General features: G+C 66.2%; 13 protein-coding genes. 10 read left to right on the top strand and 3 right to left on the bottom strand.

Annotated elements, in window-relative coordinates; all coding sequences use genetic code 11:
• Positions 1–247: 247 nt before the first annotated feature.
• Entirely contained in the window at positions 248–1,711 is a 1,464-nt protein-coding gene (locus ACQCSY_RS11220; RefSeq protein WP_427128780.1) for an amino acid permease, read from the bottom strand.
• A 142-nt stretch (positions 1,712–1,853) separates the two neighbouring features.
• On the opposite strand from ACQCSY_RS11220, the gene ACQCSY_RS11215 reads away from it, so the two are divergent.
• The 4 genes from ACQCSY_RS11215 to ACQCSY_RS11200 all read left to right on the top strand — a co-directional run bounded on the left by ACQCSY_RS11215 (position 1,854) and on the right by ACQCSY_RS11200 (position 5,629).
• Positions 1,854–2,777 carry a LysR family transcriptional regulator gene (locus ACQCSY_RS11215; RefSeq protein ID WP_427128778.1) on the top strand — a complete coding sequence of 308 codons (924 nt, stop codon included), beginning with the start codon at positions 1,854–1,856 and terminating at the stop codon, positions 2,775–2,777.
• Between the two features lie 115 nt (positions 2,778–2,892).
• Positions 2,893–3,321 (top strand): aspartate 1-decarboxylase, encoded by a 429-nt coding sequence (gene panD / locus ACQCSY_RS11210; RefSeq protein WP_427128776.1) that lies wholly within the window; start codon positions 2,893–2,895, stop codon positions 3,319–3,321.
• A 134-nt stretch (positions 3,322–3,455) separates the two neighbouring features.
• Entirely contained in the window at positions 3,456–4,382 is a 927-nt protein-coding gene (locus ACQCSY_RS11205; protein ID WP_427128774.1) for an AEC family transporter, read from the top strand.
• 194 nt (positions 4,383–4,576) lie between these two features.
• Positions 4,577–5,629 (top strand): GmrSD restriction endonuclease domain-containing protein, encoded by a 1,053-nt coding sequence (locus ACQCSY_RS11200; protein WP_427135797.1) that lies wholly within the window; start codon positions 4,577–4,579, stop codon positions 5,627–5,629.
• A gap of 24 nt (positions 5,630–5,653) precedes the next feature.
• Here the strand turns inward: ACQCSY_RS11200 and ACQCSY_RS11195 are convergent, their stop codons facing one another.
• Both ACQCSY_RS11195 and ACQCSY_RS11190 read right to left on the bottom strand, forming a co-directional pair.
• A complete protein-coding gene (locus ACQCSY_RS11195) occupies positions 5,654–8,281 on the bottom strand; it encodes a trehalase-like domain-containing protein (protein ID WP_427128772.1) in 2,628 nt (875 codons plus the stop codon).
• Positions 8,282–8,410: 129 nt separating this feature from the next.
• Complete coding sequence (locus ACQCSY_RS11190; RefSeq protein WP_427128770.1) at positions 8,411–9,733, bottom strand: hypothetical protein; 1,323 nt, start codon at positions 9,731–9,733, stop codon at positions 8,411–8,413.
• Between the two features lie 258 nt (positions 9,734–9,991).
• On the opposite strand from ACQCSY_RS11190, the gene ACQCSY_RS11185 reads away from it, so the two are divergent.
• The 6 genes from ACQCSY_RS11185 (at position 9,992) to ACQCSY_RS11160 (ending at position 18,490) form a co-directional block, all read left to right on the top strand.
• Positions 9,992–11,311, top strand: coding sequence for an ABC transporter substrate-binding protein (locus ACQCSY_RS11185; protein WP_427128768.1), 1,320 nt, complete (start codon positions 9,992–9,994; stop codon positions 11,309–11,311).
• 81 nt (positions 11,312–11,392) lie between these two features.
• Positions 11,393–12,370: a carbohydrate ABC transporter permease gene (locus ACQCSY_RS11180; RefSeq protein ID WP_427128766.1), complete on the top strand. Its 978-nt coding sequence runs from the start codon at positions 11,393–11,395 to the stop codon at positions 12,368–12,370.
• A complete protein-coding gene (locus ACQCSY_RS11175) occupies positions 12,367–13,290 on the top strand; it encodes a carbohydrate ABC transporter permease (RefSeq protein ID WP_427128764.1) in 924 nt (307 codons plus the stop codon). The genes ACQCSY_RS11180 and ACQCSY_RS11175 overlap by 4 nt, the downstream gene beginning before the upstream one ends.
• Positions 13,291–13,292: 2 nt before the next feature.
• Positions 13,293–15,425 (top strand): beta-galactosidase, encoded by a 2,133-nt coding sequence (locus ACQCSY_RS11170; RefSeq protein WP_427128762.1) that lies wholly within the window; start codon positions 13,293–13,295, stop codon positions 15,423–15,425.
• A gap of 8 nt (positions 15,426–15,433) precedes the next feature.
• Complete coding sequence (locus ACQCSY_RS11165) at positions 15,434–16,225, top strand: DeoR/GlpR family DNA-binding transcription regulator (protein WP_427128761.1); 792 nt, start codon at positions 15,434–15,436, stop codon at positions 16,223–16,225.
• A gap of 90 nt (positions 16,226–16,315) precedes the next feature.
• A complete protein-coding gene (locus ACQCSY_RS11160; RefSeq protein WP_427135795.1) occupies positions 16,316–18,490 on the top strand; it encodes an alpha-galactosidase in 2,175 nt (724 codons plus the stop codon).
• The last annotated feature ends 1 nt before the right edge of the window (position 18,491 follow it).

Here is an 18,491-nt window from a genome sequence, read left to right as displayed (position 1 = left end):
CAAAATGTGGACCTCTTATGAATCAGTATGCGACCGGATTTTCATAAGATAAAGCGATCTTTTCCGAGCAATACAGATTAGGAAAATCAACGGTTCCCGGGAGAGGAAAACGGCAGGCCCAACCATCTTCCCCGGTTGCGCTATCACTTCCGGTCCCCAAAACCGGCGGATGGGAGCTGTAAGTGATAGGGCAACGCGGGTGAAGTGGTTGAGCCTGTCGAAACCGAATCGACTACGCCGCCGTCGGTTACCCGACGGGGCGGTGCATCTCCACGGCTTCTTCATGCCGCGGGCTGTCCGGGTTCATCAGCGAGTGCTTGCGGCCATAGCTGAAGTAGATCGCCAGGCCGATGATGAGCCAGACAACGAAGCGGACCCAGGTTTCCCACGGCAGCTGGAGCATCAGCAGGCCCGAGGCCAGCACGCCGAAGGCCGGAACCACCGGCATGAACGGCAGCCGGAACGTCCGCGGCGCGTCCGGCCTCTTGTACCGGAAGATGATCACGGACAGGCACACCACCACGAATGCCGCGAGGATGCCGATGTTGGTCAGGTCCGCAACGGCCTTGATCGGGAACACGCCGGCCAGCAGCGCCGAGGCGACGCCGGCGATCCACGTCACGCGCTGGGGCGTGCCGTGGCGGTCGGTCTTGGCGAACCAGCCCGGCAGCAGGCCGTCGCGGCTCATGGAGAACCATACGCGGGTGACGCCGAGCAGGAAGGTCAACATCACGGTGAGGATGGACAGGACGGCGAACACCGAGATGATCGTGGCCACGACCGGCAGCCCGACGCCGTTGAACGCGGAGGCGAATCCGGCCTTGGGGTCGATGTCCTTGAAGTTCTGCATGCCTGTGAGCACCAGGGTGGCGGCCACGTAGAGCAGCATGGCGATGATCAGCGAGAGGATGATGGCCTTCGGCATGTGCTTTTTGCCGTCCTTGGCCTCTTCCGCCGCGGTGCTCATGGCGTCGTAGCCGAATACCGCGAAGAAGACGGTGGCCGAGCCGGCCAGGACGGGACCGAACCCGCTCGGCATGAACGGGTTGTAGTTGTCCGCCTTGATGTAGAACATGCCCAGGCCGATGATGAACAGGATGAGGACCACCTTGATAGCCACTGCCGCCAGTTCAAACCGGCCGAAGGCCTTGGTGCCGCGGCTCAGGATCCAGGTGACGAGCAGGCAGACGAGGATGGCCGGAATATTGACGATTCCGCCCTTGCCCTCGTCAAACGTCGACGTCATCCAGGTCGGCATATGAACGCCGATTCCGGAGAGGAACGCGTCGAAGTAGCCGGAGATGCCGATCGCCACCACCGCCACGATGGCAATGTATTCAAGCAGCAGGTCCCAGCCGATGAACCAGCCGATCACCTCACCGAGGGCCACATAACCGTATGTGTACGCCGAACCGGCGCGCGGGATCATGCCGGCGAACTCCGCATAGGACAGTGCCGCGGCGGCAGACGCCAGGCCCGCAATGAGGAACGAGAACAGCACGGCCGGACCCACTCCCGGGGAGCTCTCGCTGCCGTGGGCCACAAGGCCCGCCAGCGAGAAGATGCCGACGCCGATAATGCCGCCGACGCCGATGGCCGTCAACTGCCAGAGCCCCAGGCTCTTTAACAATCCGCTGTGTTTGTTCTCTACTTCGATGTCGTCGATGGGCTTGCGCCTCATGATCGACTGGGTCGGGTCTTTTGTGTTCATCAGGGTTCTCCTGCTTAGGTATGGTGCCCATCAATCCACCCTGTGATGGGGATTACTGAGTCACAACAGTATGCAAGCCCGATTGCATTAGATAAAGTGAATTCTCCTAATCAATAACCATTAGAAACACAAAGGAATAGCGATGCTCGACGTCCGGCGGTTACGCCTGCTGCGTGAACTGAAAATCCGGGGCACCCTGGCTGAGGTCGCCGAGGCACTGCAGTACAGCCCGTCGTCGGTCTCGCAGCAGCTGGCCCTGCTCGAAAAGGAGGCCGGGGTCGAGCTGCTCAGGAAGACCGGACGGCGGGTACAGCTGACACCCCAGGCCGAAGTCCTCGTGGCCCACACGGCCCAGCTCCTGGAGACCCTGGAACAGGCGGAGGCGGACCTGGCGGCCTCCCTGACCACAGTCACCGGCACGGTACGGATCGCCGTCTTCCAGTCGGCCGCCCTGGCGCTCATGCCCGACTCCCTGACCCGGATGTCCTCCAGCTATCCCGAGGTCCGGGTCGAAATGACGCAGCGGGAACCCGAAACCGCTCTTCATGAAACGTGGGCACGGGACTTCGACCTGGTGATCGCCGAGCAATACCCCGGCCACGCCGCGCCCCGCTACGCCGAGCTGGACCGCGTCCCCCTGACCAGTGATGCCATCCGGCTCGCCGTTCCGCCGGCTTCGCCGGAGCGGGCCGCCATCGCCACGCTGGCGGACACGGCCGGGATGCCCTGGGTCATGGAGCCCCGCGGCGCGGCGTCACGGCACTGGGCCGAACAGGCCTGCCGGAGCGCGGGCTTCGAGCCGGACGTCCGCTTCGAAACGGCGGACCTGCAGGCGCAGATCCGGCTGATCGAGTCCGGCAATGCGGTGGCCCTAATGCCGGACCTGGTCTGGACCGGCCGGGGAACCACCGCTCGGCTGCTGGACTTGCCCGGGGATCCGCACCGGACGGTCTTCACCTCGGTGCGGCGCTCCAGCGCGAAGCGGCCTGCCATCCTTGCGGCCCGTGAAATCCTGGCCGCGACGGCGGCTTCCATCGCTCCGACGACGGGCGGGCGGCCCGCTTGACCGCCGCCTTGACCGCGGCCCCCTGACCGCGGCCCCCTGACTGCGACGGCAGGCCGGCCGCCGTGTGCCCTGAGCCACAGCGCGGACGCCGGCCCCGCGTTAGACTGGTGACGTTATGAATCGCACAATATTCAAATCCAAGATCCACCGCGCCACGGTCACGCACGCGGACCTTCACTATGTCGGTTCCGTCACCGTGGACCTGGATCTGCTGGAGGCGGCCGATATCCTCCCCGGCGAGCTCGTGGCGATTGTCGACGTCACCAATGGTGCCCGGCTGGAGACGTACACCATCGCCGGCGAGCGCGGTTCCGGCGTTATCGGGATCAACGGCGCGGCCGCCCACCTGATGCACGAGAACGACGTCGTCATCCTGATCACCTATGCCCAGATGACCTCAGAAGAGGCGAAGGCCTACAATCCGAAAGTGGTCCACGTGGACAAGGACAACAAGATTGTCCAGATCGGCAACGACCCCGCCGAGGGCCTTGCCCCCGGGCTCATGCGCCCGCCGCACGCGCTGAACAACGCCTCGCTTAACTGATCCCCGGACTGCTGCCTGCCACCCCACCCGACGCGCTGCTTTCCGGCGTAATAAGGCCATCTGCTCAATAAAGCTGATTAGTCTGGGGTGGTGACAGCCTTCCACCCCCCGCCCGCGACCTTGCGGAGAGTCGCGTGCTAGGAGTCCTCGCCGGCTTCTTCGTCGTCTGGTTCATCATTTTGGTCGGCATGTTTGTCGGCCGGCGGAACATCCTGGGCGAGAACGCCCGCTCCGTGCTCAGCGCACTGACCTTCTTCGTCGCCAGCCCCGCCCTGCTGTTCGAGACGCTCAGCAAGGCCAAACTCCATGACGTCTTTGCCGCCCCGCTGCTGGTGACAGCAGTGGGAGCCCTTGCGACGGCGGCGCTGTTCTTTGGCACAGTCCGCTTTCTGCTCAAACGCCCCCTCCCCGAATCCCTCATGTCCGCCATGAGCTCTTCGCTGGCCAACTCGGCCAACCTGGGCATTCCTATCGCCGTATATGTCCTGGGTGATGCCAGCTATGTCGCCCCGCTGCTGATCTTCCAGCTGGCCTTCTTCACGCCGCTGTTCCTGGTGGCCTTGGATGCCACCACCAGCAAGCACCGCACCACGCCTTTGGGTTTCGTGCTGATGATCCTGCGCAACCCGATGATCGTGGGCTCCGGCCTGGGACTCGTGGTGGCCGGGACCGGCTGGAACGTGCCCGAGCTGGTGATGCAGCCCGTCCATCTGATCGGCGGTGCCGCGATCCCGGCCATGCTGCTCGCTTTCGGCATGAGCCTGAACGGTTCGAGGCCGCTGCAGGCCGCCGCCGGACGCCGGCTCGACACCCTGCTGGCGAGCGGTTTCAAACTCATCGTCCATCCGCTGCTGGCCTATGTCTTCGCCCGCTTTGCGCTGGGCATGGAGGGGCAGACAATCTTCGCCGTCGTGGTCACGTCCGCCCTGCCCACCGCGCAGAACGTGTTTGTCATCGCCAGCCGCTACGGGGCCGGGCTCACGGTGGCGAAGGACACCGTGCTGATCACGACGGTGGTGGCCGTGCCGGCCATGATCGGTGTGGCCCTGATCCTCGCCTGACGCGATTCTTTCCCGCAGGAGCTGAGGGAGCGTCGCAATGGGCCGGTCGGCGTGGCCGTGCGCCTTGCCTGGACCGCCGCCGGTAGGCTGTGACGGGTCGGGATTCGACCCGCACACAGCACGTATTGGGGAGACAATTGAACAGCGTAGATTCGCCCAGCGCCCCATCACGCACGGCGCGACGCCACCGCAGGATGGGGGCGGTCGACTGGATTGCGTGCGGCCTGGCCGGGCTGCTGCTCGTTTCCACGTCGGCGTGCGCGAGCCCCGGGACCGCGCCTGCCGCCGCCAGGACCGCCGTCGCGAGCCCCACCGTGCCGGCCCCGACTGCCACCGCCACGCCGATGCCCGGCACCGACGGCGCCCCGCTGGATCCCGAGACAACCCCCGGCGTCACCCTCACCGGCGTCGGCGTCGGCGCCCCGCACCAGCAGCCCGCCTTTGCCAGCAAGGCCCTGGACGTGCTGGCCACGCTGCCCGTCAAGGGTAGGGCGCCGAAGACTGGCTACTCGCGCGAGCAGTTCGGCCAGGCCTGGGCCGACGTCGACCGCAACGGCTGCGACACCCGCAATGACATGCTCCGCCGGGACCTCACGGCCCTCGCCCTGAAGCTCGGGACCCGCGACTGCGTGGTGCTCTCCGGCGTCCTGAACGACCCCTACACGGCAACGGCCATCAACTTCCTCCGCGGCAACAGCACCAGCACAGCGGTCCAGATTGACCACGTCGTCGCCCTCAGCGATGCCTGGCAGAAGGGCGCGCAACAGCTCAGCCCCGCCCAGCGCCTGTCCTTCGCCAACGATCCCCTGAACCTGCTGGCGGTGGACGGCCCCACCAACATCAGGAAGAGCGACGGCGACGCCGCCACCTGGCTGCCGCCGAACAAGTCCTACCGCTGCGACTACGTCGCCCGCCAGATCTCGGTCAAGTCCAGCTACGGGCTCTGGGTCACCCAGGCCGAGCACGATGCCATGGCGCGGGTCCTGGCGGACTGCCCGGACGCCCTGGCGCCGACGGACCAGGGGGAACCACCCGCACAGGAGGCACCACCGGTGCAGCAGGCCGCGCCGGCACCCGCCCCTGCGCAGGTCCAGATGGCGCCCGCACCCGTGGCCCCGGCACAGGCACCGGCCTACTACGCGAACTGCGCCGCGGTCCGCGCCGCGGGCGCGGCGCCCATCCATGTGGGCCAGCCGGGCTACAGCAGCAAGCTGGACCGTGACGGGGACGGCGTCGGCTGCGAGTAGGGTGCCGTCTCCGCGGTCCCGCTGCTAATATTTCTGGTGCCGGTCGAGCAGCCGGGCGCAGCGGATGAAGCCCAGGTGCGAATAGGCCTGGGGGTGGTTGCCTAGATGGGTTTCCGTTCCGGGATCGTATTCCTCCGGCAGCAGCCCGGTCGGCCCGAACAGGTTCACCAGCTGGTCGAACAGATCCCAGGCCTCCTCGATCCGGCCCACTGCCACATAGGCCTCGATCAGCCACGTGGTGCAGATGTGGAAGCCGCCCTCCAGACCCGGCAGGCCGTCGTCGTACCGGTAGCGGAAGACGGTGGGACCCACACGCAGTTCACGCTCCACCGCCGTGACGGTGTCCAGGAAACGCTGGTCGTTGACGTCCAGCAGGCCCGAGAGTCCGATGTGCAGCACCGCGGCGTCCAGGTCCGGGCTGTCGTACGCCACGGTGTAGGAGGAGGCGGTCTCGTCCCAGCCCTCGCGCAGGACTTCCTCGCGGATGGTGGCGGCCGTGGGCGCCCAGTCCGGCACAGGCTCCCGGCCGTGGCGGGCCGCCGTGCGCAGCGCCCGGTCCAGCGCCACCCAGCACATCACCTTCGTGTAGATATGGTGCCGGGGTGCCCGTCGGGCCTCCCAGATCCCGTGGTCGGCTTCACGCCAGCGGGCCAGGACCGCCGAGGCCATCTGGACCAGCAGTTCCCAATGGGGATCGGACAGGAAGCCCTGGCGCGCGCTCAGGGCGTCGATCAGCTCGGCAATCGGGCCGAACACGTCCAGCTGCACCTGGTGGTCGGCGGCGTTGCCGATCCGGACCGGCCGCGATCCCGCATAGCCCGGCAGGCTCTCGATGATGGCCTCGGTGGACAGCGGGGCCCCGGTCACCGAGTACAGCGGATGGAGCCACTCCGGCCCCGGAGCGTGGGTCAGGATCCTGCCGAGCCAGGCCAGGAAGCCTTCAGCCTCCACTGTGGAGCCCAGGTCCACGAGCGCGTTGACCGTCATGGACCCGTCCCGCAGCCAGCAGTACCGGTAGTCCCAGTTCCGGGTGCCCCCGATTCCTTCCGGCAGCGAGGTGGTGGGCGCGGCGAGCACGGCACCGGTGGGTTCGTGAACGAGGGCACGCAGCACCAGCGCCGAGCGGCGCACAAGGGACGGCTTCACGCCGGGCAGCACCAGGCCCTCGACCCAGCGGCGGGAATGATGCGCGACGGCGGACCGCCGCCCGGTCTCGTCGTCGGGCTCCGCGGGCCGGGGTTCCGTGTCGCCGCAGCGCAGGTTCAGCACGACGGGGCCGTGCCGCAGCTCGACGTCCGCCGTGGCGGTCGCGTGGCGGCCGTCCGAGGTGATGGCGAAACTGACACGGGGCGCCAGCAGGACGATGGGATCCGCGGTGCCCACGACATGCAGTTCCGCGCCGCGCGCCTCCATGCTGAAGGGCGCATTGGCATAGTCCGGCCGGGGCGCAAAAACGATCCTGGCCGTACCGGTGCCGGAGAGCACGCGGACCAGGCTGGTGATGCCTTCCGGGGCCGGTTCCAGGTAGTCGGTCACGGTCACGTCCGCCCAGCGGGTTTCCACGATCATGGTGCTGTCCACATAGCGCTGCCCCAGGACCTGCGAGGGCTTCACCGGTTCCACGGAAAAGTGACCGGCCGCGTCCCCGCCGAGGAGATGGGCGAACAGGGACCCCGAGTCCGGCAGCGGGTGGCTCATCCAGCAGATCTTGGCGTCCGGGGTGATGAGGGCCGTGGAGGAGCCGTTGCCGATCATGGAGTGCCGCTCCAGGCCCACGGCGTCCTCGCCGAAAAGCCACGCCCGCCGCAGTTCAAAGAGGATGGCCAGGACCCGGGCGAAGGACTCCGGGTCCCGGAGCCGGTGGGCGGCGAGGGTGGGGCCCTCCCCCACCCGCAGCGCCATGTCCGGTCCGCGGAGGGTGGCCATGGCAAGCTCATCGCTGGACGCGTCCCCGGCGTAGAGGGCGGCGCTCACTCCGAGCATGGAGCGGAGGTGCTCTAGGGCGGCTGCCTTGGACGGTTCGACGACGGACAGGTCCAGGACGGAGCCGTCCACAATGAAGAACAACCCGTGTGCCCGGGCGATTCCCTCCGTCTGCTGCGTTGCCAGGGCCACGACGTCCGGCGCCGCGGGCCTCGTGTGCACAGACACGGCGACGGGTTTCCGTTCGATGCTGATGCCCCGGTAGGCCCCCACGGTTTCGGCGAGCGCCTGGCTGGCCCGCTGGAGCACGGACTCGGTGGCGAGGGAGAGTCCGTGGGCATAACCCATGTCGAACTCGGTGCCGTGCGAGCCCACCAGATGTACCTCCGCCGGCAGGCGGGAGACGGCGGCGAGGTCGCGCAGGGATCGGCCGGAGATGACGGCCGCGTGGGTGTTGGGCAGGGCGGCGAGCGCGCGGAGGGCGATCGCCGCGCTGGCCAACGGCAGCGTCTCGGTCGAAATGCCTTCCGCGGTGCAGAGGGTTCCGCCGTAGTTGCACGCCACCAGCAGCCCGGGCGTGCGTGCCAGGATCTTGAGTGCGGCCAGCAGCTGGGGCGTCAGGCCGTCATCGGCGGCGTCGGTCTGCACAAAGGCACGAAGCAGCCCCAGCGGAAGGGATTTTGTCAGAAGAGCGGAGTCAGCCAGTGACTTGTTGAGAGGAGTGGGCATGGGCGCCGCCCTTCAGATAGTCCCCAATGCCTGCATGAGAATCGTCCAAAATGGACATATCTCTAGTATCCTCCCGGGCCCATTTCGCACGGGTGTCCCGGCGGTTGCGGCGGTGTAACTTCAGCTCAATCAGCAGTTGGGCGATTTGTACTCGAAGGTTCCGGAATCGGCCGCGCTGGTTCCCGTGCAGTCGCCGTTCTGGGCCACCGGCCTGCCATCAAGATCCGTGCCGAAAGGACTGGAATCGGCCCGGTCGATCCCCGGGCTCGCGTCTGTCAGATGGAGATCGGCGGGCGCGTTCACAAAGCCCGCGGACGCAGTGGTGGACGTGGCGCTCGGGGCAATATTTGTTGGACCGTTGAGGACGTTCTGTTGTTCCGTCCAGCCGGAGCTGTCCATCCACAATGAGTTGCGGACACCCACCAGGATGTTTCCCCTGATGACTGTCGATGCGGGGCACGAGGCGTGGCAGACAACAGCCTGGGAATCGGGCCCGTCCAGCCAGACGGTGTTGTATTCAAAGGTGGTGCGATTAGTCGGACCAAAGGAACTGGCGGAGCCGCGCGCGATCAGGCCCGCAGCCTTGGAGCAATTGGCTCCGCAGGTGGACCGGATCAGGTTGTAGCTGTAGGTGTTGCCGTCGGCGGTTCCGGTTGAACGCCCTATTTCGGAGAAGACATTATTGTCCGCTGCCACGTTGTGGTGGATCCTGTTTCGGCTGCCGTTGAAGATTTCGAACGCACTGCCGTCGCGGGTGAAGTCGTAGGACGCCGCCGTGGAGCCGGTGACGGTGTTGCCGGAGAACTCGTTGTCGTTGCCGTTGATGAGCACGCCGAAGGCGCCCGAATCATCGCTGCACCTGACGGCCCGCGCGGTTCCGCAGCCTGTCCCCGGAGTATTGACGTTCATGATGTTGTTGTCGGCCAGGGTGTTGTTTGTGTAGCTGCCGAAGTCCGAGCCGTCGCCCACCTTGATGCCTGCCGCATTGTTTACGGCGATGGAATTCCGGACCGAGCTGTTGTCGCCGTAGACGCTGAATCCCGCGTAGCCGCATGCCGCTGCGCGCAAGCCGTCCACCGCTATGAAGCTGCCGTTCAGCCTGACACAATTTGCCGTCTGCCCCCCGACGATCGTCGGAAGATCCCCGCTTCCATAGCTGTTCAGCGTGATCACCAGTCCGACTGCTCCGCTTTGGTTAACCACAAGACCGCCGTTCCACTTGTCCCCCCGGCGAAAACTGACGATATCGCCGGGCTGCAGGGCCGCGCCGTTGACTTTCTCGAGCGACCGCCACGGGGAATCGGGTGACGTCCCCACATTGGTGTCGCTGCCGGCCGCACTCACGTAGTACATGGTTCCGGCGGCCGACGCCGGTGCGGATCCGCCTCCGAGCAATCCGGCCATGAACACCAGGGTTATCAGCGTGGCGGCGGCTGTGGACTTGATCTTCATTGTTGCACCTGGATTTTTGCCGTGTATCCGGGACTACGGGTGCTGCCACCTGCCGGCGGACCAAGTCGACACCCTGAAAGCCTTAACGGTAGGGGTGGCCCACAGCCAAGTCAACGGGGCGGGTGCGGTCCGCCATTTCATCCGGCCCCTCGTGAACTCAAATGTTCCTTTTTGCCTCTTGACGTTCCTTATTGTTCGATTATGATAGATAATTATGTGAGCCGCTGCACACCATCCGTGTTTTTCAAAGGAGAAATCATGACCATGCATGAAGACGCCCTGCGCAGGGCTTCCAGCCAAGGCGGATGGGACCGCCGGACACTGCTGAAGACGCTGGGGGTGGGCGCCGTGGCCATGGCAGGCGTTCCACTGCTGGCGGCCTGCACGGGCGGCAGCGCACCCTCCGGCGGGGGCGGCTCCAAGACTGTCAGTTTCGGTTCCGGGTCATCGGATGACGTGCCCAAGGCGGCCTACAAGGCGGTTACCGACGCCTTCACCAAGAAGTCCGGCATCACCGTGGCCACCAATGTGGTTCCGCACAACGATTTCCAGAACAAGATTGCTGCCTACCTGCAGGGCAGCCCGGACGACACATTCACCTGGTTTGCCGGCTACCGAATGCAGTACTACGCGGCGCAAGGACAGCTGGCACCGATCGACGACGTCTGGGAAAAAGTCGGCGCCAATTACTCCGACGCCATGAAGAAGGCCTCCACCGGCCCGGACGGCAAGATGTACTTTGTCCCGAACTACAACTACCCGTGGGGCTTCTTCTACCGGAAGAGCTTCTGGGCCGAGAAGGGCTACGAGGTTCCGAAGACCTTTGACGCCCTCACTGCGTTGTGCGCGAAGATGAAGTCCGACGGCGTGATCCCAATCGAGTTTGCCGACAAGGACGGCTGGCCGGCCATGGGCACCTTCGACTACATCAACATGCGCCTCAACGGCTACCAGTTCCACATGGACCTCACGGCCCACAAGGAATCCTGGGACCAGGACAAGGTCAGCAAGGTCTTTGACACCTGGAAGGAACTGCTGCCGTTCCAGAACCCCGCCGCTCTGGGCATGACGTGGCAGGACGCGGCCATTTCGCTGGGCCAAAAGAAGTCCGGCATGTACCTGCTGGGTTCCTTCGTCACGCAGCAGTTCACCGATCCGACCGTCCTCTCCGACATTGACTTCTTCCCCTTCCCGGAGATCGCCGTCGAAGGCCAGGAGGCGGTGGAAGCACCGATCGATGGCCTGCTGCTGTCGAAGAAGGGTGGCAATAACCAGGCCGCCCGCGACTTCATGGCATTCATGGGTTCCCCCGAGGGGCAGAACGCCTACGCAGCCGTGGATCCATCCAACATTGCCACAGTCAAGGGTGCCGACACTTCCAAGTTCTCGCCACTGAATAAGAAGTGCGCGGACGTGATCGCCAATGCCACGAGCATCAGCCAGTTCTTCGACCGGGATGCACTCCCCGCCATGGCTACGAACGTGATGATCCCGGCACTGCAGGGTTTCGTCAAGGACGGAACCATCGACGTCAAGAACCTGGAAGCACAGGCCAAGGCGCTCTACGCCGCCCAATAAGCCCACACCACGGAGCCGGGGCCGGGCGCACTGCCCGGGCCCCGGCTTCCGGCCATGGAACGACCCTAGGAGAACTCCCCCATGAGCTCCACCACCGATGTGCCGTCGGCGGGCAACGCCACGGCAGCAATGGCCCCCACGGGCCGGCGCGGAATCCGCAAGAACCGCCGCGTCCGGCGCCTCTCCCACCGGGACAAGATTGTCCTGAGCATCATGGTTGGGGTTCCCACCCTGATCCAGCTGATTCTGGTGTGGATCCCTACTCTGCTGTCCGTCCTGCTGTCGTTCACACGGTGGAACGGGCTGGGCCTGGACGGGATCCGGGCGGCCGGGCTGGCGAACTACCAATACGTCGTCAACGACAGCCCCGCCTTCTGGCCTGCCGTGCAGCACAATATTCTCTGGCTGGTCTTCCTTGCCTTCATTGCCACGCCCATCGGCCTGCTGCTGGCGGTGTTGCTGGACCAGAACATCCGCGGCAGCAACATCTACCAAAGCGTCTTCTTTGTACCCGTGATGCTCTCGCTGGCTCTGATCGGCATCATCTGGCAGCTGTTCTACCAAAAGGACAACGGCCTGCTGAACTTCCTGCTGGGCACCGCCGGCACGCCGCAGGCGGTGGACTGGTTTGGGGACCCCCATGTGAACATCTGGGCCGCCCTCGTGGCCGCCACCTGGCGGCACGCCGGCTACGTCATGATCTTGTATTTAGCCGGGCTCAAGGGCGTGGACGCCTCCCTGCGGGAGGCGGCGTCCCTCGATGGCGCCAACGCCACGCAGACGTTCTTCCGGATTGTGTTCCCGGCCATGCGTCCGGTGAACATCGTCATCATTGTCATCACCATCATCGAATCGCTGCGTGCCTTTGACGTGGTCTGGGTCATTAACAAGGGCACCAACGGGCTGGAGCTGATCAGCGCCCTGGTCATCACGTTCCTGGTGGGCGAGGGGCAGTCGATCGGCATCGGTTCCGCGTTCGCCGTCATTCTTCTGGTGATTTCCCTGGTGCCGATCACCATCTACCTGTCCCGCACCTTCGGGAAGGAAAGCAAATCATGAGCAGCACAGCATCCGCCGTCAAGTCGTCCCTGCCCGGGTCCTCCGGCGCCATACGTGGTGGCGGGAGCAAGGCCAAGCGCCACTACGGCACCCACATCTTCCTGACCGTGATGGCGGTGATGTGGATGATTCCGCTGGGCTGGGCTATCTTCACCGCCCTGCGGCTCAAGGCCGACACGGACAAGTACGGCTACTTCAGCCTGGGCGGCGCCTTCAGCTTCGACAACTTTGTCACGGCCTGGAACCAGGGCGGCTTCCCCCGGTATTTTGCGAACTCGCTGATCATCAGCATCCCCACCATCATCCTGGTCCTGCTGTTCTCCTCCATGATGGCCTTCGCGGTCAGCCGGGTCAGCTGGAAGTTCAACATCACCCTGCTGATCATGTTCACCGCCGGAAACCTGCTGCCTCCCCAGGTTCTGGCGACACCGCTTTTTGAGATGTTCAAGCTGCTCCAACTCCCCTACTGGTTCAGCGATTCCGGCAATCTGCTGAACACCTACATCTCGGTGATCCTCGCGAACACCGCGTTCCAGATCGGCTTCTGCACATTTGTGCTCTCCAACTACATGAAGGCCCTGTCCCACGACCTCACGGAGGCGGCGCTGGTGGACGGGGCGGGCATCTGGCGCCAGTACTGGTCCATCATTCTGCCGCTGTGCCGGCCGGCCCTGGCAGCCATGGCCACGCTGGAAGTCATCTTCATCTACAACGACTATTTCTGGCCGCTAATCTTCATCCAGAGCGGAGACCGGCTCCCGGTGACCACCGCCATCAACAACCTGCAGGGGGTGTTCCTGTCCAACTACAACCTGCTGGCCGCCGGTGCCATCATCACCGTGATCCCGACCCTGGTTGTGTACATCCTCCTGCAGCGCCACTTCGTCGCCGGGCTCACCCTCGGCTCAAGCAAAGGATAAATGTGGACAGCAACAACACCGCCGCCATGGACTACATCACCGCCCGGCTGGGCTCCCCGGAAGCGCCGGCGCTGGCGTTCGGCGGGGACTACAATCCGGAGCAGTGGCCCGAGGAGACCTGGACCGAGGACGTCCGGCTGATGCGCGAGGCCGGCGTCAACCTGGTCAGCGTCGGCATCTTCAGCTGGTCGCTGCTGGAGCCGTCCGAGGGAGCCTACGAATTCGGCTGGCTGGACCGGGTGCTGGACCTGCTGCATGCCAACGGCATCCGGGTGGACCTGGCCAACGCCACCGCCTCCCCGCCGCCGTGGTTCAGCCACAAGTACCCCCAGTCCCTTCCGATCACGGCCGACGGCGTCCGGCACAGTTACGGTTCCCGGCAGGCCTTTGCTGCCTCGAGCCCCGAGTACCGGCGGGCTGCCGCCGCCCTGACCGAGCAGATCGCAGGCAGGTACTCGGACCATCCCGCCGTGGTTATGTGGCATGTGCACAACGAATACGGCTGCCACAACCAGCCGGACTTCTCGGACGGTGCGGCGGCCGGCTTCCGGTCCTGGCTGGAACGCCGCTACGGCAGCCTCGACGGCCTCAACACCGCTTGGGGCACCGCGTTCTGGTCCCAGCGCTACTCGGCCTGGGCGGAGATCCTGCCTCCGCGGACGTCCGGAACCTGGGTCAACCCGACCCAGCAGCTGGATTTCGCCCGCTACTCCTCCGATGAACTGCTGGAATGCTACAAGGCCGAGGCCGCGATCATCCGCTCCCACTCCCCGCATCCGGTCACCACCAACTTCATGGGCTTCAACATGGGCCTGCACCAGCCGGTGGACTACTGGCGGTGGGCAGAGCAGATGGACGTGGTCTCCAATGACCACTACCTGATCGCGGAGGACCGGCGCAACTTCCAGGAGCTGGCGGCAACGGCAGACCTCACCCGCGGCTGGGCCAAGGGAAAGCCGTGGCTGCTCATGGAGCACTCCACGTCCGCCGTCAACTGGCAGCCCCGCAACATCGCCAAAGCCCCCGGCGAGCTGCTGCGCAATTCAATGCAGCATGTTGCCCGCGGTGCCGACGGCGCGCTCTTCTTCCAGTGGCGGGCATCCCGCGCCGGGGCCGAGAAGTTCCACTCCGGGCTGCTGCCCCACACGGGCACGGACACCAAGGTGTGGCGGGAAGTGGTCCAGCTGGGGCAGGCGTTGCGCAGCCTCGCCGAAGTCAGCGGCTCGGTGGTCACCGGCGCGTCCGGCCGGGTCGACGTCACCATCATCCATGACACCGACGCCCGTTGGGCCTCGGAACTTGATTCACACCCGAGCGTGGACGCCTCAAACATCGCGGAAACACGCCGTTGGCACGATGCCTTTTACCGTGCGGGCATCCCGACCGACTTCCGCCAAAGCACTGACGATCTCTCCGGCTACCGGCTCGTGGTGGCCCCGATGCAATACCTGCTGAGCGATTCCGGCGCGGCGAATCTGGACGGTTATGTGCGGGCCGGCGGCCACCTCGTGATCACGTATTTCTCCGGTATCGTGGACGAAAATGACCACATCAGGCTTGGCAGCTACCCGGGCGCGTTCAGCGGGTTGCTGGGCGTGCAGATGGAGGAGTTCCTTCCGCTGCGCGCCGGCGAAGCCGTCCGGCTCAGCGGCTTCGGCCCTGGCACCTGCTGGAACGAGCTCGGGAAGGCTACCACCGCCGAGGTCCTCGCCGTCGTGGACGAGGGACCGGCGGCCGGCTCCCCCGCCGTGACCCGCAACCACGCCGGCAGCGGCCGAGCCTACTATGTCGCCACCACGCTGGCGCCGGAAGGCCTGAGCGAACTGCTGACCGTCTTCTGTGCCGATGCCGCCGTACTGCCCCTCATTCCGGAGCTCCCGGCCAACGTGGAAATCGGCCGGCGCAGCAAGGACGGCACGGACTGGACGTTCTGCATCAACCACGGAACGGACGACGTCCGGCTGCCTCTTCCCGGTGCTGGACTTACAGGCGTTGAACTTCTCAGCGGTGCGGACCTCAACGGCGGGCTCAGCCTGGCGGCCGGCGCAGTCGCCGTCGTCCGTTCCCGGAACTCCCCGTTGATGGGCGAGCCAGCAAGCCCGTCAACAAACCACTCAATCCACTCAAGCCACTAAGGACAAAAATGCTAGCCGCAGCCCGCCACTCCGCCATCCTCGCAGAGGTCCAGCGTGAACGGATCGTCCGCGTTGCGGACCTCGCCAAGATGCTGGGCGTGTCCCTCATGACCGTCCGGCGGGACATCGAAACCCTCGATGCGGCGGGCGCCCTGGAAAAAATCCACGGCGGGGCCAAGCTTCCCGGCGGCGCCGGCACCCACGAACCCGGCTTCGAGCTGAAAGTGACGCAGCTCAAGGACGAGAAGATGGCTATCGCCCAGGAGGCAGCCGCCCAGGTGCGCGAGGGCATGGCCGTGGGGCTCAGCGCCGGCACCACCACGTGGGCGCTGGCCCAGCTGCTGTCCGCCGGGCCGCGGATCACCGTGGTCACCAACTCGGTGCGGATCGCAGATGTTTTCCATCAGGGGTCCTCCCCGTCCACCGTGATCCTGACCGGCGGCGAGCGGACGCCCTCCGATGCGCTCGTGGGACCGCTGGCCACCTCCGCCCTGAAGCAGCTGCACCTGGATGTGCTGTTCCTCGGCGTCCACGGCATCGATCCTGATGCCGGGTTCACCACCCCGAACGTGCTGGAAGCCGAAACGGACCGGGCGTTCGTTGCAGCGGCCCGCAGGGTGGTGGTGCTGGCCGACCACACGAAGTGGGGGACCCTCGGCATCAGCACCATCGCCAGCCTCGAGGACGCCGACGAGCTCATAAGCGACGACCGGCTGGCGGGCGAAGCGCGGCGGATCCTCGGCGAACGCGTCGGCCGGCTGCGCCTGGCCTCCACCACCGACGCCGCGGCCGCTGGCTGACCGGATCAGCACCCCCGAACCCCAATGACAACGCCTGGAGCTGCCGTGAACCACCCCCAACCCACCTTTGCCTCCGAGGAGGCACCGCCCCTGGACCCGCTGTACCTGCGGTGCTCGGGCAAGGCCCTGCTCATCGACTTCAGCACCGGCGAGCCGGCCATGCTGCACTTCGGCGCCGACCTTGGCCCCGGCCTTCCGGACCTGTCGCTGCTCGGCGATCCTGTTGCGCCCTCGTCCCTGGACATCCCCGTGACCCTGGGCCTGATCCCGCAGGCGTCCTCCGGCTGGCGCGGACGCCCCGGCCTCCGCGGCCACCGGAACGGCCAGGCGTTCTCGGCCCGGCTCCGCGCGGTGTCCGTGGAAACGCCGGACGGCGCCGGCCGTTCCGCCGTCATCACCCAGTCAGCTCCCGACGCCGGTGTCACGGTGAGCACCGAGATCCGGATCAACGACGGCGGCCTGCTGCAGCTCCGGCACACGCTGGACAATGACGGCCCAGACAACTACTGCCTCGAGGAGCTTGCCACCGTGCTGCCCGTGGGGCGTGCCGCGACGGAAATCCTGGACCTCACCGGCCGCTGGTGCCGCGAAGCCCACCCCCAGCGCCTCCCGATCCGGCAGGGTACCTGGGTCCGCTCGGGCCGGCACGGACGCACCGGCCACGATTCCTCACTGCTGTTTGCTGCGGGAACCGTGGGATTCGGCAACCGCCACGGACAGGTCTGGGCCGTGCACCTGGGCTGGAGCGGCAACCACGAGAGCTTTGTCGAGACGATCGGGGACGGCCGTTCCGTCATCGGCGCCTCGGAACTGCTCGGATCAGCCGAAATCACCCTCGCAGCGGGTGCCAGCTACGAGACGCCGTGGCTGTTTGCCGCCTACTCCGATTCCGGCCTGGACGGCATCAGCGACGCCTTCTACGCCTGGTTCCGCGGACGCCCGCACCATCCCGGGGCTCGCTCCGGCAAACCCCGCCCGGTGGTGCTGAACGTCTGGGAGGCGGTCTACTTCGACCACAGGCTTCCCGCCCTGCTGGAGCTGGCCGAGTCCGCCGCCGGGCTCGGCGTCGAGCGTTATGTCCTCGACGACGGCTGGTTCCGCGGCCGGAGAAACGACACCGCAGGCCTCGGCGACTGGTACGTGGACGAACAGCTCTGGCCCGACGGGCTGACCCCGCTGATCGACGCGGTCACCGGCCACGGCATGGAATTCGGCCTGTGGGTCGAGCCGGAAATGGTCAACGAGGACTCGGACCTGGCCCGCGCCCACCCGGACTGGATCGCGGGACCGGCCCGGCCCGCCGCCGGACACGCCTCACCTGGCCCGCGGCCCGAGCGGTGGCGGCACCAGCAGGTCCTGGACCTGGCAAACCCGGATGCCTGGCAGTACATCTTCGACCGGCTGCACGCCCTCCTGGGCCAGTACCGGATCAGCTACCTCAAATGGGACCAGAACAGGGACCTGACCGAGATGGGCCACGAGGGCAGCCCCTCGGTGCATGCCCAGACGCTGGCCGTGTACCGGCTCCTGGACGAACTGCGCAAGGCCCACCCCGACGTCGAGATCGAGAGCTGCTCCTCCGGGGGCGCCCGCGTGGATCTCGGCATCCTGGAACGCACGGACCGGGTCTGGGCCTCCGACTGCAACGACGCCCTGGAACGCCAGACCATCCAGCGGTGGACCGGGGTGGTGGTGCCCCCCGAGCTCGTCGGGGCGCACATCGGCCCCACAAGCTCGCACACCACGGCGCGGACCCATGCGCTGTCCTTCCGCGCCATCACCGCCATATTCGGCCACTTCGGCCTGGAATGGGATGTGCGCCAGCTCCAGGACTCCGAACGGAGCGAGCTCGCGGCTGCGATCGCGCTGTTCAAGGACTACCGGGCGCTGATCCACAGCGGACGCATGGTGCGCGCCGATGAGGCGGATCCCTCGCTGATGCTCCACGGCGTCGTCTCCCACGACGGCACCGAAGCGCTGTACGCCCTGGTATCCGTGGCGACGTCGTTCTCCGAAGTCCCCGGACGGATCCCGCTCCCCGGGCTGCGGCCCGACGGGAGCTACCGGGTGGAGCTGGTCTACCCGGCCCCCGGCATCGGCCATGCGTTCACGCAGGTATTGCCCCCTGCGTGGCTTTCCTCCGGAGTTGAGGCAAGCGGCCGGTTCCTGGCGGAGTCGGGCCTGCCCATGCCAGTCCTGAACCCGGAACACGGGCTGCTCCTCAGCGTCCGCGCCATCACCGACGACACCGGAAGAGGCGTCTAAC

The organism is Pseudarthrobacter sp. S9, assembly GCF_050156545.1.
In the GTDB taxonomy this organism is placed as follows: domain Bacteria; phylum Actinomycetota; class Actinomycetes; order Actinomycetales; family Micrococcaceae; genus Arthrobacter.
The sequence above is the reverse complement of the archived record's forward strand: the minus strand, read 5'-3'. Positions and strand labels throughout refer to the sequence as shown.

Coding starts and splice junctions, on each gene's coding strand:
- ACQCSY_RS11165 (WP_427128761.1), top strand. CDS start 15,434: ATGCTAGCCGCAGCCCGCCACTCCGCCATCCTCGCAGAGGTCCAGCGT.
- ACQCSY_RS11180 (WP_427128766.1), top strand. CDS start 11,393: ATGAGCTCCACCACCGATGTGCCGTCGGCGGGCAACGCCACGGCAGCA.
- ACQCSY_RS11195 (WP_427128772.1), bottom strand. CDS start 8,281: ATGCCCACTCCTCTCAACAAGTCACTGGCTGACTCCGCTCTTCTGACA.
- panD (WP_427128776.1), top strand. CDS start 2,893: ATGAATCGCACAATATTCAAATCCAAGATCCACCGCGCCACGGTCACG.
- ACQCSY_RS11200 (WP_427135797.1), top strand. CDS start 4,577: ATGGGGGCGGTCGACTGGATTGCGTGCGGCCTGGCCGGGCTGCTGCTC.
- ACQCSY_RS11220 (WP_427128780.1), bottom strand. CDS start 1,711: ATGAACACAAAAGACCCGACCCAGTCGATCATGAGGCGCAAGCCCATC.
- ACQCSY_RS11185 (WP_427128768.1), top strand. CDS start 9,992: ATGACCATGCATGAAGACGCCCTGCGCAGGGCTTCCAGCCAAGGCGGA.
- ACQCSY_RS11175 (WP_427128764.1), top strand. CDS start 12,367: ATGAGCAGCACAGCATCCGCCGTCAAGTCGTCCCTGCCCGGGTCCTCC.
- ACQCSY_RS11190 (WP_427128770.1), bottom strand. CDS start 9,733: ATGAAGATCAAGTCCACAGCCGCCGCCACGCTGATAACCCTGGTGTTC.
- ACQCSY_RS11215 (WP_427128778.1), top strand. CDS start 1,854: ATGCTCGACGTCCGGCGGTTACGCCTGCTGCGTGAACTGAAAATCCGG.